This window comes from Sporosarcina sp. AD_1, from assembly GCF_057373025.1.
Map to the genome: position 1 here is coordinate 331898 of NZ_JBPVIR010000006.1, position 18152 is coordinate 350049.

The 18152-nt window shown below is 45.2% G+C and carries 14 protein-coding genes, 1 pseudogene and 4 riboswitches; of the genes and pseudogenes, 11 read left to right on the top strand and 4 right to left on the bottom strand.

All coding sequences use genetic code 11. From position 1 onward, the window contains the following. Positions 1 to 89: 89 nt before the first annotated feature. Positions 90 to 839, bottom strand: a complete 750-nt coding sequence (locus ACSW3C_RS14045) for a cyclase family protein (protein ID WP_486563353.1) — start codon at positions 837 to 839, stop codon at positions 90 to 92. 67 nt (positions 840 to 906) lie between these two features. After that, entirely contained in the window at positions 907 to 2040 is a 1134-nt protein-coding gene (locus ACSW3C_RS14050) for a methionine biosynthesis PLP-dependent protein (protein WP_486563354.1), read from the bottom strand. 81 nt (positions 2041 to 2121) lie between these two features. Next, a riboswitch (SAM riboswitch) is annotated at positions 2122 to 2228 on the bottom strand. 158 nt (positions 2229 to 2386) lie between these two features. Here ACSW3C_RS14050 and ACSW3C_RS14055 point away from each other — a divergent pair. The 4 genes from ACSW3C_RS14055 (at position 2387) to ACSW3C_RS14070 (ending at position 5352) form a co-directional block, all read left to right on the top strand. Further along, positions 2387 to 2731, top strand: coding sequence for a DMT family transporter (locus tag ACSW3C_RS14055; protein ID WP_486563355.1), 345 nt, complete (start codon positions 2387 to 2389; stop codon positions 2729 to 2731). Then, a complete protein-coding gene (locus ACSW3C_RS14060) occupies positions 2731 to 3045 on the top strand; it encodes a DMT family transporter (protein ID WP_486563356.1) in 315 nt (104 codons plus the stop codon). The genes ACSW3C_RS14055 and ACSW3C_RS14060 overlap by 1 nt, the downstream gene beginning before the upstream one ends. Before the next feature lie 89 nt (positions 3046 to 3134). Beyond that, positions 3135 to 3250, top strand: a riboswitch (TPP riboswitch). 136 nt (positions 3251 to 3386) lie between these two features. After that, positions 3387 to 5162: a phosphomethylpyrimidine synthase ThiC gene (gene thiC / locus ACSW3C_RS14065; protein WP_486563358.1), complete on the top strand. Its 1776-nt coding sequence runs from the start codon at positions 3387 to 3389 to the stop codon at positions 5160 to 5162. A gap of 19 nt (positions 5163 to 5181) precedes the next feature. Next, positions 5182 to 5352, top strand: coding sequence for a hypothetical protein (locus ACSW3C_RS14070; RefSeq protein ID WP_486563360.1), 171 nt, complete (start codon positions 5182 to 5184; stop codon positions 5350 to 5352). Between the two features lie 71 nt (positions 5353 to 5423). Here the strand turns inward: ACSW3C_RS14070 and ACSW3C_RS14075 are convergent, their stop codons facing one another. Both ACSW3C_RS14075 and ACSW3C_RS14080 read right to left on the bottom strand, forming a co-directional pair. Beyond that, a complete protein-coding gene (locus ACSW3C_RS14075) occupies positions 5424 to 6176 on the bottom strand; it encodes an ABC transporter permease (protein WP_486563362.1) in 753 nt (250 codons plus the stop codon). Further along, positions 6173 to 6796: pseudogene (locus ACSW3C_RS14080) on the bottom strand (ABC transporter ATP-binding protein); the annotation flags it as partial. The pseudogene ACSW3C_RS14080 and the gene ACSW3C_RS14075, both read right to left, overlap by 4 nt. Positions 6797 to 7103: 307 nt before the next feature. On the opposite strand from ACSW3C_RS14080, the gene ACSW3C_RS14085 reads away from it, so the two are divergent. The 7 genes from ACSW3C_RS14085 (at position 7104) to ACSW3C_RS14115 (ending at position 17561) form a co-directional block, all read left to right on the top strand. Continuing rightward, entirely contained in the window at positions 7104 to 8573 is a 1470-nt protein-coding gene (locus ACSW3C_RS14085) for a nicotinate phosphoribosyltransferase (RefSeq protein WP_486563364.1), read from the top strand. A gap of 12 nt (positions 8574 to 8585) precedes the next feature. Further along, on the top strand, positions 8586 to 9410 hold the full coding sequence (gene nadE / locus ACSW3C_RS14090; protein WP_486563366.1) for an ammonia-dependent NAD(+) synthetase: 825 nt from the start codon (positions 8586 to 8588) through the stop codon (positions 9408 to 9410). Positions 9411 to 9918: 508 nt separating this feature from the next. Further along, positions 9919 to 10869: an AAA family ATPase gene (locus tag ACSW3C_RS14095; RefSeq protein WP_486563368.1), complete on the top strand. Its 951-nt coding sequence runs from the start codon at positions 9919 to 9921 to the stop codon at positions 10867 to 10869. Next, positions 10866 to 12074 (top strand): DUF58 domain-containing protein, encoded by a 1209-nt coding sequence (locus ACSW3C_RS14100; protein WP_486563370.1) that lies wholly within the window; start codon positions 10866 to 10868, stop codon positions 12072 to 12074. Before ACSW3C_RS14095 ends, ACSW3C_RS14100 begins: the two co-directional genes overlap by 4 nt. Continuing rightward, entirely contained in the window at positions 12074 to 14263 is a 2190-nt protein-coding gene (locus ACSW3C_RS14105) for a DUF4129 domain-containing transglutaminase family protein (RefSeq protein WP_486563372.1), read from the top strand. Before ACSW3C_RS14100 ends, ACSW3C_RS14105 begins: the two co-directional genes overlap by 1 nt. A 33-nt stretch (positions 14264 to 14296) precedes the next feature. Continuing rightward, positions 14297 to 14398, top strand: a riboswitch (purine riboswitch). Between the two features lie 108 nt (positions 14399 to 14506). Continuing rightward, positions 14507 to 16042, top strand: coding sequence for a glutamine-hydrolyzing GMP synthase (gene guaA, locus ACSW3C_RS14110; protein ID WP_486563374.1), 1536 nt, complete (start codon positions 14507 to 14509; stop codon positions 16040 to 16042). Beyond that, positions 16038 to 16139, top strand: a riboswitch (purine riboswitch). It overlaps the preceding gene by 5 nt. 87 nt (positions 16140 to 16226) lie before the next feature. After that, entirely contained in the window at positions 16227 to 17561 is a 1335-nt protein-coding gene (locus ACSW3C_RS14115) for an NCS2 family permease (RefSeq protein WP_486563376.1), read from the top strand. The last annotated feature ends 591 nt before the right edge of the window (positions 17562 to 18152 follow it).

Genomic DNA, 18152 nt, shown 5'->3' on the forward strand with positions numbered 1-18152 from the left:
TACGAAAGGAGAGAGATTGATAGAAAGGAACAAAAAAAGCAAAGGGAAGCTGTTCCCTTTGCCGGAATTTCTAACTATTATTCACTTGGTTAAGGCAGTATTGCAAAAGACCGAACCGGGAAGCCGGATGCCTTTTCTGGTTTCGGAACAATATTGAAGATGACAGCTCCTTTGGCAGGGCACTTGTCCAAGTTCGTCATCAATTCAATCTGGTACGTATCTTGATCGAGTACATAATACTCGCCTTCTAATTTTCCTTTCGCACGGAAATCTACGGCGGAGTCAGTATCATACGTTTCATGGCCGACTGCTTTCACACGACGCTGCTCGAAGAGGAATTGTAGGGCGTCAAGTCCCCAACCTGGGATCCGGTTGTTGCCCTCGCTGTCCTTGTTATTGAAGGCTTCTGCATCCGGCCATCGTTTACTCCAATCTGTGCGAAGCGCCACAAACGTTCCTTCTTCGATCGGTCCATGAATCTCCTCAAAATCAAGGATATGTTGAACACCCAGTGTAAAGTCGTTATCTTCCGCTGCTTCTTTTGATTTATCGATGACGACAAGTGGCAGAACTAACTCTTTTAACTGCAGTTCTTCTAGATAGCGGGTATCGCGGACAAAGTGAATAGGTGCATCGATATGCGTCCCATATTGCCCTGGAAACGTGAATTGTTGAGCTAGAAAACCATCATCATGGTTAAAAAGCGTCTCAAATTTGGCGTCGTCGAACATGAAAAAGTGTGGAGAATCCGGGCCGAACGTATGGGTAAGATCAATCCACTCTTTCGATTTCAGGAGCTGTAGAGCCTCATGTATTTCCGTACTTGTTTTTATCGTCATTTCCATCCCTCTTTCTTCGCGTGATTTCTATTATTAATAAGTATTTTCATGTAACTCCGGCAGATCTTTACGACAAGGAGGACACTTGCTCGGTCGTTCTGCTGGCGGCTTTCAACGCTTGCTGAACATCTTCAATTAAATCTTCTGCATCCTCCAGGCCAACTGAAAACCGCAGAAGTCGGTCGTCAATCCCACGGCGAAGGCGCTCCTCGAGCGGGATATCCATATGAGTTTGTGTCGTCGGATATGTAATGAAACTTTCGACTCCGCCAAGACTTTCAGCAAACGTAATCAGCTTTAGATTTTCTAGGAAGGGGCCGATCCATTCGCTCTTTTGAAGACGGAAGGAAACCATACCGCCTTGCCCTGCGTACAAGACGCTATCAATCAGCTGCTCTTTTTCTAAATAGGCGACAATCTCCTTAGCATTCGAATCATGTGCGCGCATCCGTACGTGAAGCGTCTTTAACCCACGGACAACAAGCCAAGAATCAAACGGGGACAATGTCGCACCGATGGCATTATGATTTTTTTCGAGCTGTTCGCATAATGATTCTCCCTTGGCAACAACGAGGCCTGCAAGTACATCATTATGTCCGCCGATATATTTCGTTGCACTGTGGATGACGATGTCTGCTCCATCTTCAATTGGCCTTTGATAATAAGGTGTTAGGAATGTATTGTCGACGATGAGATAGAGTCCATGTCTCTTTGCTAAATCTGCAAAAGAGGCAACATCAATTTGTTGCATGAGCGGATTTGTTGGTGTCTCAAGAAAAAGCGCTTTGGTCTTGTCGGTAATTAATTGTTCAACTTCTTCCACGGTTTCAAAGGAAGAGTAAAGTGTCCGGATGCCATAAAGATCTTCATATTGGTCGAACAGTCGGTAGGTGCCGCCATACAGATCTTCCGGTGCAATTAATTCATCGCCTGAACGGAACAAGGAGAGGACGAGTTGAATTGCTGCCATGCCAGAACTGCAAGCATAGCCTTGATCTCCACCTTCCAATTCTGCAATGCCTTCCTCCAAAATGGTGCGTGTCGGATTTTTTGTACGGGTATAGTCATAACCTGTTGATTGACCGAGCCCGTCATGCTTATAAGCGGTGGACAGATAGATAGGTGGGTTGACGGCACCCGTTCTCGGATCACTTTGATTTCCCAGCTGGACAAATTTCGTATCTAAACATCGTTTTTTCATCGTTGCATCTCCCTTGTCAGAAAAAATAAAAAAGGACCCTACAAGAAGAGGGCCCTCAACAATCGAATGTTGAAATCAATCTTCTCATCTTCATGACGCGAACGCCACTTGGAATTAGCACCATACCAAAATCGGGCTGGTTGCTGAGACTTCTTCGGGCCAAATCCCTCCGTCTCTCTTGATAAGAATAAAAATATGGAATTGTTTAAAAATAGTTTATCTAACGATAGCATGAAAGAGTCGCATTTGCAAGCTGGTATTTTTGCTATACTATTGATTGATTAGCAGGCTCTACATAGCAGTTCATTGACTGGTGAATGGGCCGGGAGGACAGGAGGTAATTCCAGTGGCATGGTTATATGTTGTTTTCGCAGCAATTGTTGAGATATTCTGGGTGGTCGGCCTCCGGTATTCAGATTCACTGCTGGAATGGACGGGCACAGTTGTTGCCATTCTGTTCAGTTTCTATTTCATAATAAAAGCTTGCGAGAAATTGCCGAGCGGAACGGTATATGCCGTGTTTACAGGCTCCGGAGCGGCAGCGATTGTCTTACTAGATTTTGTACTATTTCATGCCGATTTCTCTTTCATGAAAGTACTATTCATTGTAATGATTATGATAGGTGTCATCGGCATCAAGATGACGACAACGGATGAGAAACCGCAAGAATCAGAAGGGGGAGAGGGGTAATGGCATGGCTCTACTTAGTCATTGCAAGCTTCGGTGAAATTTTTGGCGTTTATTGCATTAATTTATACCTCCATAAGAAAACGTTCCCTCGCCTTATCCTGTTGGCTGCGGTATTTTCAGCCGGCTTTTTCTTCCTTTCCCTTGCGATGCGTGAGATTCCGATGGGGACCGCATATGCAGTCTGGACAGGGCTTGGAGCAGCTGGCGCTGTGACGGTCGGAATCTTGTTTTTCAATGAACCCGCAGGCTGGAAGCGGATGCTGTTCTTGATATTGATTATAGGAGGCGCGGTCGGATTAAAGCTTTTTGGATAAAGTTTTTTATTTGAGTAAACTACTAACGTCGGATTAGGTTGACATTTCCTGATACTCGGTTAGACTATGAGTGTACGACCAATTTAATAGATGCAAACTAGGGGTGTCCGGCATAACCGGACTGAGAGGGAGATATGGATTGCTCTCCTAACTCTTTGGACCTGATCTGGCTCATACCAGCGTGGGGAAGTTTCTATAACGATAAGTGGCATGCATATGCGTATGTTTTGGAGACCAGGTCTGTTTTATGACAGATCTGGTCTTTTTGCGTCTAAGCAGCACTCCCTTTTGGATAGAGTCATTGGTTCACCCGCAAATAATGATGAGGGGACGATGACAAGATGAGTAACATGAAAGAAGAAACACCGATTCACATCCATTCCTGCTTTCCTTCTAGCAAAAAGGTGTATGTGGAAGGCGGTAGAAAGGACATTCAAGTTCCAATGCGGGAGATTGAATTATCTCCCACCATTACAGAAGAGGGTGAATTTCCGAATGAGCCATTCCGTGTATATGATACGAGCGGAAAGTATACGGAGACTGGCTATGAGGTGGATATTCGCAAAGGACTTCCGGAAATTCGGAAACAATGGATTTTGGAGCGCGGTGACGTGGAGGAGTATGAAGGGCGGGAAGTGAAGCCAGAAGATAATGGCTACCAGGCTGGCAAGGAAAAAAGTGACGAGATGTTTCCTTTATTGAAGCGCAAGCCGCTTCGCGCAAAGCCCGGGAAAATTGTGACGCAGATGCATTACGCACGGCAAGGAATCATCACACCTGAAATGGAATTCATCGCAATCCGGGAGGGCATGGATCCGGAGTTTGTCCGAAGTGAAGTGGCGCGCGGCAGAGCGGTCATCCCGTCAAATATCAATCATTCGGAAGCGGAACCGATGATTATCGGACGCAATTTCCATGTGAAGATCAATGCCAACATCGGCAACTCGGCCGTCTCCTCGTCCATCGGGGAGGAAGTGGAAAAGATGACGTGGGCGACGCGCTGGGGGGCGGATACGATTATGGATCTGTCGACGGGCAAGAATATCCACACGACACGTGAATGGATCATTCGCAATTCCCCTGTGCCGGTCGGAACTGTTCCGATCTATCAGGCGTTGGAAAAAGTGAATGGGAAAGTGGAAGATTTATCATGGGATGTGTTCCGCGATACACTCATTGAACAGGCGGAACAAGGGGTTGATTATTTTACCATCCATGCGGGGGTCCTCTTGCGCTATATCCCACTGACTGTAAACCGTGTGACGGGGATTGTTTCCCGTGGTGGATCCATCATGGCCCAGTGGTGCCTGCTGCATCATCAGGAAAGCTTCCTGTATACACATTTTGAAGAGATTTGTGAAATCATGAAGGCGTACGATGTGTCATTTTCTCTTGGGGATGGCTTGCGTCCGGGATCCATCGCAGATGCTAACGACGAAGCGCAATTTGCGGAACTTACGACATTGGGTGAATTGACGAAGATAGCGTGGAAACATGATGTGCAAGTCATCATTGAAGGGCCGGGACATGTCCCGATGCATTTAATTAAAGAAAACGTCGACAAGCAAATGGAAATCTGCCAGGAGGCCCCTTTCTATACATTAGGACCATTGACGACCGACATTGCTCCTGCGTATGACCATATTACGTCGGCGATTGGAGCTGCCATGATCGGTTGGTTCGGAACAGCGATGCTATGCTACGTAACACCGAAGGAGCATCTTGGATTGCCAAATAAAGACGACGTCCGCGAAGGGGTCATTGCATATAAAATTGCTGCCCATGCCGCTGACTTGGCAAAAGGCCATCCAAACGCCCAAAAGCGTGATGATGCGTTGTCCAAAGCTCGATTTGAGTTCCGCTGGCGTGATCAATTCAATTTAAGTCTCGATCCCGAGCGTGCTATGGAATACCATGATGAAACCTTGCCGGCGGAAGGTGCAAAGATTGCCCATTTCTGTTCCATGTGCGGACCGAAATTCTGCAGCATGCGTATTTCCCATGATATTCGAAAATTTGCAGATGAAAATACGTTGGAAGAAAAACTGGCCATCAAAAAAGGTCTTGAAGAAAAAGCGAAAGAATTCCAAGAGGCCGGGGGCACCATCTATAGCTAACACGATGGGAGGGAAGGAGATGACATCTGCGGAAGCTCTCCTGATGGAGATTACGAAAGGGAAAAGTCGGCTTTTTCAGCTGGAGCAGCAATTGCGTGAAATCCAGCTGCAATGCGAGCACGATTATCAAAAGGAACAAACCCATCGGATTTGCCGCAAGTGCAAGCGGATGGAAAGTCTTCATTATTAATAAAGTACAAAGCCCCTGTCAGAAGGTTTGCTGACAGGGGTTTTCTATGCCAGGTGGGAAGTCCGGCGAATTTATTTCCAAGAAATCTGTTGCATGCGTTCATTGAACAGCGTTGGGTAGGAAAGGAAACCGAGAAGGACACTCGTTACCGCTGCTGTTGATAATAGAAGGAAAAGGACAAGAAGCTGGAATTGCACGGCCTGGATTGGATCTGCCCCTGCAATGATTTGTCCGCTCATCATGCCCGGAAGCTGAACCAGTCCGATCGTTTTCTGGCTTTCAATTGTTGGAATCATACTAGCTTTGATTGACGTGATGAGCTGCCGGTGGATCGCCTGCTTTGGTGTCCCTCCAAGTGAAAGGATCAATTCGCCAATATCTCGGTTTGCTTCGACCTCGGAGGAGAAGCGGTTCAGAAAGAGGATGGATAGCACCATGGAGTTGCCTACGACCATGCCGCTTAACGAAATGATGTATTGGGCGGTTGCCGGGACAATCTGAAAACCGAGAAGGATGCCTTGCGTCAACAGTTCAATTGTAGAAAAAGTTAAAATTAGCTTCCACGTCACGCCGCGGATCCCAGTTCCTTTCTTGCGGGCGTTTTGCGTGGCAGCCGCGATCATCAGAGCGACCATTAGGAAAATGAACAGGAAACTTTCCGAATCAAAGACAAATTTTAAAACGAAACCAACAGCGAGAAGCTGGACGATGGAACGGACCGTCGCGATAATCGTATCCTTTTCAAGCCCTAATCCAAGAGACTTGGATAATAGAAGGGGAATGAGCACAAAGATGAGCGTTAGCGCCAATGTTGAATAACTCATACCTGTTCCCCCCTCACAAATTTGGCAATTCGTTCATTGGCAGGCGACTCTAATATGGACGGATCGCCTTTTTCCACAACTTGCCCGTCCATCATGACCCATAAGTAATCACTTACTCGAATGGCTTGTTCTAAATTATGGGTAATCCAGATGACGGAGATGCCTTTTGTTTTATTGAGCTCCTGAATCAATGCTTCGATTTCATGCACCGAAGTTCGGTCCAGTGCAGATGTAATCTCGTCCAGCAATAGAACGGCCGACTCGTTTGCCAAAGTTCTAGCGATTGACACCTTTTGCCGCTGGCCGCCAGATAAATTGAGGGCATCAGCCTCTAGAAATGAACGTTGAAGTCCTGTTTGTTCAAGGAGAGCGGCTGCATCCTCCTTGTTTAATTCCTTGCCTTTCAAACGATGCGGGAGTGCAAGATTATCATATACGGTGCCTTTAAGCATAGGTGAATTTTGCAACACCATTCCGACATGTCTCCGCAAGAGGGGAGGAGCAATGTCTTCGATCGGTTTGTCATCGACAAAAATGGAACCGGACGACGGGGATAGAAGGCCGTTGCAAAGCTTCAATAAAGTCGTTTTGCCGGCTCCCGACGGACCGACCAATGCGGTAATTTTCGCCTTTGGAAAGGAGCCGGTAATATGATGTAAAATAGCGGTTTCATCTACCGTGTAATGGACGTTTTGAAATTGCAGTGCTGGGGGTTGATGGGGCGCCATCCGTCTCCCTCCTTCGGTCAATCTTATTTACGATTGCTACTGTACCATAGAATAGTAGAAAAACCCATTTTAGACGATGCACCTTGCTGAACTCTTTCCTTGAATTCCGCATCTGCCACAATTTATGTTAATTCCGTTCGATTTTCGGGTAAATGGTGTATACTAAATCCAAATAGTGATTGTGGAAGAAGGGAATTGCATGAGTTCGCAATATGCAGATGACAGTTTAGCTTTACATACCGATCTTTATCAGATCAATATGACCGAGTCCTATTGGGCAGACGGCATACATGAAAGGAAAGCGGTGTTTGAGGTTTACTTCAGGCATTTGCCATTCGGCAATGGATACGCGATTTTCGCAGGACTGGAACGTATTCTTGACTACTTGAAGGATTTTCGCTTCAGCGAGAGCGATATCGCTTATTTGCGTGATGAAGTCGGGTACCGGGAGGATTTCCTCGACTATTTGAAGGATGTCCGATTTACGGGTGATGTTTACTCCATGGTCGAAGGGGAACTTGTATTTGCAAACGAACCGATCGTCCGGGTTGAAGCGACACTCGCGGAAGCGCAGCTCGTTGAAACAGCAATCTTGAATATCGTCAATTTCCAGACGTTGATTGCGACGAAAGCAAGCCGTATTAAGCAGGTCGTCAAAGACGAAGTAGTAATGGAATTCGGCAGCCGCCGTGCCCATGAGATGGATGCGGCTGTATGGGGAGCGCGTGCAGCGTTCATCGGCGGCGTTGAGGCGACAAGTAATGTAAGAGCGGGAAAACGCTTTGGCATTCCGGTCGCGGGAACACATGCCCACTCGCTTGTGCAAGCGTACAAGAGTGAATATGAAGCATTCCATTCGTATGCGAAGCGCCACAAAGATTGTATTTTCCTTGTGGATACGTATAATACGCTGAAAATCGGAGTGCCGACTGCTATTCAAGTCGCAAAGGAATTGGGAGATCAAATCAATTTCCTTGGCATCCGGCTCGATAGTGGAGATATTGCGTTTTTATCCAAAGAAGCACGGCGCATGTTGGATGAAGCAGGTTTCCCAAATGCTAAAGTCGTTGTCTCTAATGACTTAGATGAATATACGATCTTGAACTTGAAAGCGCAAGGCGCAAGAGTAGACGTATGGGGAATCGGCACGAAGCTCATTACAGCCTACGACCAGCCTGCTCTCGGTGCGGTTTACAAAATGGTTTCAATTGAAAATGAACAAGGCGAAATGGAAGATACCATTAAAATTTCGTCAAACGCCGAAAAAGTCACCACGCCTGGACTTAAGAAATTGTACCGGATTATCGACAAGGAGAACGGCAAAGCGCAAGGTGATTACATTACGATGTATGATGAAGATCCGGCATCGGAGGAACGGATTAAAATGTTCCACCCTGTGCATACCTTCATTTCAAAGTTTGTGACAAACTTTGAAGCGGTGAATCTTCATGCCAAAGTGATGGAAAAAGGGAACGTCATCTACACGAACCCTACCCTTCAAGAAATGCAGAATTACGCACACGACAATCTGTCGCTATTATGGGAGGAATACAAACGCTCCCTCAATCCGGAAGAATATCCAGTGGACTTGAGTCAGAAGTGTTGGGACAATAAAATGCGCAATATCCGCGAAGTGCGTGAGAAAGTGGATGCCTATTCATTACGGTGAGGAGGAACGGATATGTCACTTCAACAACAGATTATAGAAGCTTTAAAAGTGCAGCCGGCGATCGATCCTCATGTGGAAATACGCAGATCGATCGATTTCATGAAGGACTACATTGAAAAAAATACATTTTTGAATGGCTTTGTACTCGGAATTTCGGGAGGGCAGGATTCCACCCTTGTCGGGAAACTTGCCCAGATGGCTGTCGATGAATTAAATAAGGAGCACAGCACAGACCGTTTCAAATTCATCGCAGTCCGTCTGCCTTATGGAACACAATTTGATGAGGATGACTGTCAAGATGCCCTTAATTACATCCAGCCTTCCGTCATTTACACGGTAGATATTAAAAATGCTGTCGACGCGAGTGAGAAATCCCTCGCCAAAGCAGGCGTCATCATTTCTGACTATACAAAAGGGAATGAAAAGGCTCGGGAACGGATGAAGGTGCAATATTCAATCGCCGCCGCGCACAGCTGCGTCGTCCTAGGCACTGATCAAGCCGCTGAAGCGTTAACCGGATTCTACACCAAATTTGGAGATGGCGGAGCCGATTTGATGCCAATTTTCCGCTTGAACAAACGCCAAGGCCGCGAGATTCTGAAAGCATTGAATTGCCCAGAGCATCTATACAACAAAGTCCCAACAGCCGATTTGGAAGAAAATCGGCCGGCGCTCCCGGATGAGGTCGCATTAGGCGTCAGCTACGAAGAAATCGACGACTACCTCCAAGGAAAAGAAGTCTCCGAAAAGTCGCGAGAGCAAATTGAAAAACTATACTTGCGCTCGGCCCATAAAAGGCATATGCCCATTACCGTGTTCGAAGACTTCTGGAAATGAAAAGAGAAGCACCCCCAAAAGTATTAAATGGGGTGCTTTTTTATGTGAAACGTGATAATTGGGTAGTATGTAATTAATAACCACTTTCCATTGTTTCTACTGCGGGATCTATCTGTTCATTTCATGTAAAAATGTTAAGTCATTGCTTTACTAATCGGGTGGGATAACCGGAGTGCTCGAATTGGTCGCAGGAGTGCTCGAATATCTGAGAGAGTGCACGAATTCGTTGCGAGAGTACTCATACAAAGGAACAAGCAGAAAACATTCTCTTTGCTCAGCCATTCGCAGGAAGCGCAATTCGCACGGGATATTCACCTGTCGCCAAGTAATTCGCAATATCCTCTTGCTTGGTGAAAAGGTTGTAGGGAAATTGGATGTGATGTATTATTAAGTTACATTTTGTTAATTTTCGGACAGTGATATGGTTTATTGTGGAAGCAGGCTAACTAGCTTGCTTGTTAGTAAGATAACGATAGTTGTTTGTATCAGCTAAAATGGAGGATTTATTATGACTCATGCACAGACGATCGATAAGGTATTAGCGAATATTGATAAAGTGATGATCGGTAAACGGAACATCGCTGAGCTGAGCTTGACGGCACTGCTTGCAGGCGGCCATGTCTTGCTGGAGGATGTACCGGGTGTCGGCAAGACAATGATGGTCAAATCGTTGGCGAAATCGATAGGCGCTTCCTTTAAGCGGATCCAGTTTACACCGGATCTATTGCCCTCGGATGTGCTAGGCGTTTCGATATACAATCCGAGGGAGATGGAGTTTGAATTCAGACCGGGGCCAATTGTCGGAAATATTGTTTTGGCGGATGAAATCAATCGGACTTCTCCCAAAACCCAGTCCGCTTTGCTTGAAAGTATGGAGGAGTCTTCTGTCACAGTCGATGGGGAAACACTTCGTATTCCGCAGCCTTTCTTCGTAATGGCGACGCAGAACCCGATCGAGTATGAGGGGACCTATTCTCTTCCAGAGGCTCAGCTGGACCGATTCTTGTTTAAACTCAAAATGGGCTATCCAGAGCGGCTTGCCGAGGTGGAGATGCTGCAGCGTGCCGAGAAGTCAGTGCCGATTGAAAAATTGGAGCCGGTCATTACGCTGGAAGAGCTCAGGGAACTGCAACAGGGTGTGTCTGATGTGAATGTGGACGATACGATTAAGAAGTACATTGTCGATTGCGCTGCGGAGACACGTACAAATCCTTATGTCTATTTAGGCGTCAGTCCAAGGGGATCGTTAGCATTAATGAAAGCTTGCCAGGCGTTTGCCCTCATGCGGGGACGGGATTATGTTACACCGGATGATGTGAAATATTTAGCACCGTTCGCTTTCGGCCATCGTATTATTCTAAAACCTGAAGCGAAGTATGAAGGGATTACAACAGAGGAAATTATGGATCGTATTTTGACGAAAGTGAATGTGCCGATTGAAAGGATCCGGGTGAGATGAAGCAGCGTCTTCGTTTCCTTTCCGAATCTGGCCGGTTTGTTTTCGTCCTCCTTCTGCTTGCCGTGACCTATGTATTTGCCATGTTTCAAGGCGGGAAAGTGAGTTGGAGCATTTTTTATATTTTGTTGCCTTTCGTACTTTATTCCTGTCTGCTGTTTTTCTATCCGCTGCGTGATATGATGGCGGGTCGAAAGCTGACCGCCCGGACGCTAGAAAGAGGCGGGAAGCTGGAGGTTCGACTTGAAATCGAGCGTCACCTCCCATTTCCGCTGCTCTATACAGTTGCATCGGAAAAATGGGAGGATCCAGCGATTGCCAAACTGATGGGGGATAAAGGGAAGCGGCTATTCCTTTTTGGTTTCCGTAAAAAAGTAGAGTGGTCGTACGTAATAGAAGATATGCCCCGAGGAGAACATGTTTTAAGTGGAATTGAAATTGAAGTCTCTGATTTTTTTGGATGGATCCGTAAATCCAGAGTTATTGATATGAAAGACGCTGTATTGGTCTTCCCGAAAATGAAAGACATCCATTATGTGCCGATCAAAGCACAATATGATCGTGGATCGTTGGCGTCTCCTTTTTCGCTTGTCAAAGATACGACCATGGCTACAGGTGTTCGTGATTATCAATCAGGCGACCGTGTCACTTGGATTCATTGGAAATCGTTTGCGCGGACGCAAACATTGATGACAAAAGAATTTGAGGATCGCCAATCTGAAGAGTTGACGATTATCCTGGATGGCAGGAAATCTAAACTCTTTGAAGAAGAAATCGAATTGGCGGCTTCCATATTGAAAGAGGCTACTTCGAAACAGGCCAATGTCAGTTTTCTCTCAGTTGGGGAGAAAATACATCATTTCCCGTTACTTCAATCTGCTGAACACCTCCGCAATACCCTCGTCCATTTAGCAAAGCTGAAACCCGATGTGGATGTTCTGCCTGAAGCTATCGATTTTAGCATGACGATGGCGAGCGGCGGTAGTGTGATTCTCATCTCCAGCGAACCGGATTGGTCATTTATTCAGCCGATCGTTACGACCCTGCGAAATGTCCAAGCTGTCATCTGTTTTGCGGTGGTGGATCGGCAACAACCATTGACAGACATTCAGCTGGAACGTATCCAATATTTGCGGACTAAGGGAATTACGGTACATGTGCTTGGGAAAACTGAGTTTGCAGAAGCATTTCGGGAGGTGGCATCCTGATGAAAGATACGAAAATGGACAGGAGATTGCTGATCATCCTCTATTCGCTTGCATTCGTCTTATTGCGCGAATGGCTTCTGCCGGTGATGGCATTGACGGACACGAATTATTTAGGCCTGTTCATGGTTTTCATCGGTCTGTCTTTCCTAACTTCTTTACTCGGATTGAAATGGTGGATTTCCGTACCTGTTAAAGTACTATACATTTTCTGGGCTGTTCACTTTGTCTTTTTGAATCTCATATTCTTTACGAGAGATTCGCTGTCTTTGCTAATGACGGATATTATGAGTAATTTATCCATACTTGAAACTGGGGATTGGGAGGGTATTACAAACCCTTTTCGAACCATTCTTTTTTTCGTTCTGTTATGGATGACGACCTACTTGATACGCCATTGGCTTGAAGTCCGTAGAAGCATTCTGTTGTTCTATGTAATGACGGTTGTCTTTATTGCCTTTATCGACACGTTTAGCCCGTACTCTGCTGAAAATGCCATCTTTCGAATAATGGTGAGCGGTTTGCTGCTGATCGGTCTTCTGTATATTTTGCGGCTCTCTGAAAAACACCATAGGCCATTGAAGACAGGCGTTTATGCGGCAATCTCTCTCCCGTTATTATTCGTAGTTGTTGCCAGTTCCGCTTTTGCCAGCATTATTCCTGAGAAGGATCCCGCCTGGCCGGATCCTGTGCCATTCTTCAAGTCCGTTGTTCAAGGCGGTCAAGGGCTTGGTACTATGACGGCTACGAGTGGATATGATCCTGACGATTCCGTCCTGGGAGGGCCTTTCACACCTGACCATACCGTTGTTTTTGAAGCCAAGGTGCCAAATAAGCAATATTGGAAAATTGAAACGAAGAGCACCTATACTTCAAAAGGTTGGGAAAAGCATCCCGAAGAGAGCGAGAGACAGAGCTTTTTCCCGGGTGACCCAATAGCAGGAGGCCAAACGTCTTTAGGCGGCAATGAATCTGAGCAGGTGAGTGCAGAATTGCAGATCATTGAGAGTCTGCCTTATGTCGCTTATCCATATGGCACTGCGAAAATAAATACGAGACCAGACATCGTTTTTAATCGACGGTTTGATTCAGAACAGATTTGGGCGACCAAGAACGGCTCGGAGCTGGAACTTGATTCGTATGAAATTGAGTTTGTTGAGCCAAAATATAGTATGAAAGCTTTGCGGGAGACTTCAATGGATGATTATGATGATAGCATTGATTTTTCGCCGTACTTACAGCTGCCAGAGCAGGTTCCTGATCGGGTGAGAGAGTTGGCCAACACCATTACGGAGAATGAAGAAAGCGTTTATGATAAAGCGAAAGCAATTGAACGATATTTCCGGAATAATGGGTTTACGTATGACCAGCAAAACGTTCCGGTTCCTCGGGAAGGTGAGGACTATGTCGATCAATTCCTGTTTGACACGAAACGCGGGTATTGCGATAATTTCTCCACATCGATGGTAGTACTGCTGCGTTCGGTGGATATCCCGGCCCGTTGGGTAAAAGGGTTTGCACCAGGTGAATCAAAACTAAATGACCAGCGAGAAAGAATATACGAAGTTACAAACAATGAGGCTCATTCCTGGGTGGAAGCTTATATGCCAGGTATCGGGTGGATGCCGTTTGAACCGACTATCGGGTTTACGAACATGGCTGGTATAGATTATGATATCGAAACGAGTTTGGACGATCCTCAATCACCGGAGTTGCAAGAGAAGGAGAAGCAAGAGAAAGAAAAGCAAACTCCAGTTGCGAAACCTGAAAATAAATCGGGTGGACCTACAGGTTTTCAAAAGGCGTTCGCATGGGTAAAGTCGAATGTGTGGAAATCGGTGTTCGTTATTCTTGTCTTAACAGGCATTGCATGGCGGATTTATTACATTCGCCATAAGTGGATGCCGAAGTTGCTCATTCGCATGCATCAGAAGACGAGCGGTGATTGGGAAACATTCGATAAACAATATAAGAGTCTTTTGCGTCAATTAGAGCGTTTCGGCATTAAACGCTCAGGCGGCATGACACTCTCAGAATATGCAATGAAAGTCGATCGTCATTTCGGAGGCAGACGGATGAGGGATTTGACTGCTGTATATGAACAGGGTGTTTATGGCGGTCATATCGAAACGCATGACTGGCCGGCTTTGAAGGAAATATGGGAAGATTTAATCATTAGGTCAGCCGGTTGATTTTTGGAATGCGTGAGAGTATGATATGACAAAAGAACAAAACGATACAGCCCTCATATATGTCTGATAATATGGTTCGGACGTTTCTACCAAGCCACCTTAAATGGCTTGTCTATGAAGGCGGGAATGGTTATTTAGCTATTCCTGCTTTTTGTAGTTGTCGAGACGCGTAGAAAGAATCTTTCTGACGCGTCTTTTCAATTATAAGGGATATCGTACAATACTTTGGAAGAGGTGGATCAATTGTCAACAGCTCCTTTATTAGTCGAACAAGAAAAAATCGTGGTACTTGATTACGGTAGCTCCTACAACCAACTAATCACGCGCACAATCCGTGAATTGGGTGTTTATAGTGAATTGTATCCGCACACTGTTACTGCAGAAGATATTAAAAAAATGAACGCAGTTGGCATCATCCTTTCGGGCGGAGACAAAGAAGCAGATGCTTTGTCGATTGATCCTGAAATATTTTCATTAGGAATTCCTGTTCTAGGTATTTCTTATGGAATGCAATTAATTGTAAAACAATTCGGCGGTTCATTCGGATCCCAAACTCATACAGAGTCAGAAGTGGTGACGGTAGACCAATCATCTTCCATCTTCTCTGGATTGGCTGGAGAGCAAACTGTGTTCGGCAGCCAAGGAACACTTGTGACCCAAGCTCCAGAAGGCTTTAAAACAATCGCGTCTGGCAAGGAAATTGAAATTGCTGCGATTGCTAACGACGAGAAGCGCATTTATGGCTTCATGTTCCATCCAGAAGTAGAACACACTGAAAACGGCCGTGACATGCTTAATCAATTCGTTTCGATCTGTGGAGCGAAAAAAGAATGGACAATGAAAGCGTTCATTGACATTGAAGTAGAGAAGATCCGTTCTCAAGTGGGAGATAAGAAAGTCCTTTGCGCATTAAGCGGTGGGGTTGATTCTTCCGTTGTTGCTACATTGATTCACCGCGCAATCGGCGACCAGCTGACATGTATTTTTGTGGACCACGGTTTGCTTCGTAAAGGTGAAGTTGAAAGCGTAGTTGATACTTTCAGCAATAAATTCAATATGAATTTTATTAAAGTGGATGCACGCGAACGTTTCTTAGACAAGCTGAAGGGCGTAACAGATCCGGAAGTGAAACGGAAAACAATCGGAAACGAATTCATTTATGTCTTTGATGAAGAAGCAGCTAAATTAGACGGTATTGAGTATCTTGCTCAAGGAACAATTTACGCTGACATTATCGAAAGTGGTACAGCAACAAACGAAGTGATCAAATCACATCATAACGTCGGCGGTCTTCCTGAGGATTTGGAGTTTGAATTAATCGAACCATTGAAAGCTCTTTTCAAAGACGAAGTCCGTGCTGTAGGTGCTGAGCTTGGCTTGCCGGAAGACATCGTCCGCAGACAGCCTTTCCCTGGTCCAGGTCTAGGCGTTCGTGTTCTTGGTGAAGTAACAGAGGACAAGCTGGCGATCGTCCGTGAAGCGGATTGGATTTTACGCGATGAAATTGCGAAAGCCGGCCTAGATAAGAGCATCTGGCAATACTTCGCGATCCTTCCAGACATCCGCAGCGTTGGTGTCAGAGACGAAAAACGTTCTTATGACTATGCTGTCGGTCTTCGTGCCGTTCATTCAGTAGATGGAATGACAGCGGATTGGGCACGAATCCCTTGGGATGTGCTTGAAAAAATCAGTAACCGGATTACAGCGGAAGTCGATCATGTAAACCGCGTAGTGTATGATATTACACCAAAACCACCAGGCACAATTGAGTGGGAATAAAATTAAATAGCGAAATCGTATAAATTTGGGAATAGGGCCCAGAAGTTTCTACCGGAACACCGTAAATGTTCCGACTACGATATCCATCTTGAAAAGCAGCTGCTTTTTCAGGTTGGATAATGGAGAGAGCATACGATTTATTACGTATGCTCTCTTTTATGTTTTATTATCAGGAGGGTATGGGATGAAGAAATATTTTGAGTTTGACAAGTTGGGTACGAACTACCGTCGTGAAATCGTCGGTGGCCTCACAACGTTTTTGGCCATGGCATACATTTTAGCTGTCAATCCAATTACATTGTCATTAGAAGCTGTTCCAGATTTACCGGATGCAATGCGAATGGACAAAGGAGCGGTATTTGTCGCAACGGCATTAGCGGCTGCAGTCGGATCGCTATTTATGGGACTGATTGCAAGATATCCGATCGGCTTGGCTCCAGGAATGGGGTTAAATGCGTTCTTTGCTTTCTCAGTTGTGTTAGGATACGGAATTCCATGGCAAACCGCTTTGACAGGTGTACTTTTCTCTGGTCTGATTTTTATAGTCTTGTCACTTTCCGGTTTACGTGAACTGATCATCAACGCTATACCAGCTCAATTAAAATATGCGGTTGGCGCAGGGATTGGGTTATTCATTACATTTCTAGGATTGCAAAATGCCAAAATCATTGTCGGCGATCCAAATACCTTGGTGACATTAGGCAAGCTTTCATCAGGCCCGACACTGCTGGCGATATTCGGATTGGTTATCACTGTTATTATGATGGTACGTAAAATAAAAGGCGCTATCTTCTATGGAATGATTGCTACTACATTAGTAGGAATGGCCGTCAGTCTGATAGATGTACCACATCAGATTGTATCCAAAGTGCCAAGTGTCAGCCCGACTTTCGGTGCTGCTTTCCATACTTTCTTTGATGATCCTTCTTCATTGCTGACAACTCAATTTTTAGTTGTGGTCATTACCTTCCTGTTTGTCGACTTTTTCGATACTGCAGGAACTTTAGTGGCAGTAGCGAATCAAGCAGGTTTAATGAAAGATGATAAGCTTCCTCGTGCAGGCAGAGCGTTATTGGCTGATTCATTGGCAACGGTGACGGGTGCCATCTTTGGAACATCCACGACAACGTCTTATATTGAATCGACAGCTGGTGTAGCAGCAGGTGCGAAAACAGGATTTTCTTCTATAGTAATTGGGATCCTGTTCTTACTTTCACTTTTCTTCTCGCCGCTCTTGTTTGTCATAACACCAGAAGTAACGGCCCCAGCATTAATTATCGTTGGTGTGCTCATGGTTTCGACACTAGGGAATATCGAGTGGACCAAGTTTGAAATTGCGGTTCCCGCCTTTTTCACGATCATCGCTATGCCGCTGACGTATAGTATTGCAACTGGTATTGCGATCGGATTTGTTTTTTATCCAATCACAATGTTGCTGAGCGGACGGCGCAAAGAAATTCATCCGATCATGTATGGACTTGCGGTACTGTTCATCTTGTATTTCATATTTATTAAGTAGAAGAAAACCTGAAAACGGCTACCTAGATTCAATTGGGCAGCCGTTTTTTATTTGTTGCCAGTCAAATGCCGAATGGCTGAAAAAAAAGGAATTGCAGCATTGCTTTTCTAGGTGCGTAAACCAATCGAATGGCCAAGGGCTGAATTAATAATTACTGCGCGTTCATTTCAACTATTTAGTTTCGGGCTCTTTATAGTGTCTTCAAGACTCGGAAGCAAACATATTGAGCTGAATACCTTGCACCGAGGGAAAGCTGTCACAAAGACAGACCGTTTTGGGAAGTGAGCTGCCTTCGTTTTTTAACAGCATAGATCTGAAACGGAAATCAACTTTACTTAAATGTATCAACTTAGTTTGAGTACTACGATATTAATTGCCATTATCTAAGCTGATTACGGGTGTTTTTACTAGTGAATAGCCGATTTTTATCAAGATCTTAAAAATAAATTAAAAAAAGATGTTTAAAGTGTTGACGATGTGAAAACAATTTGGTATAGTAATAAAGCAGTCGGGAACAGCAACAAGAAACAACAGCAACCGACAGCAAATGAACCTTGAAAACTGAACAGCAAAACGTCAACAATAAAGTCG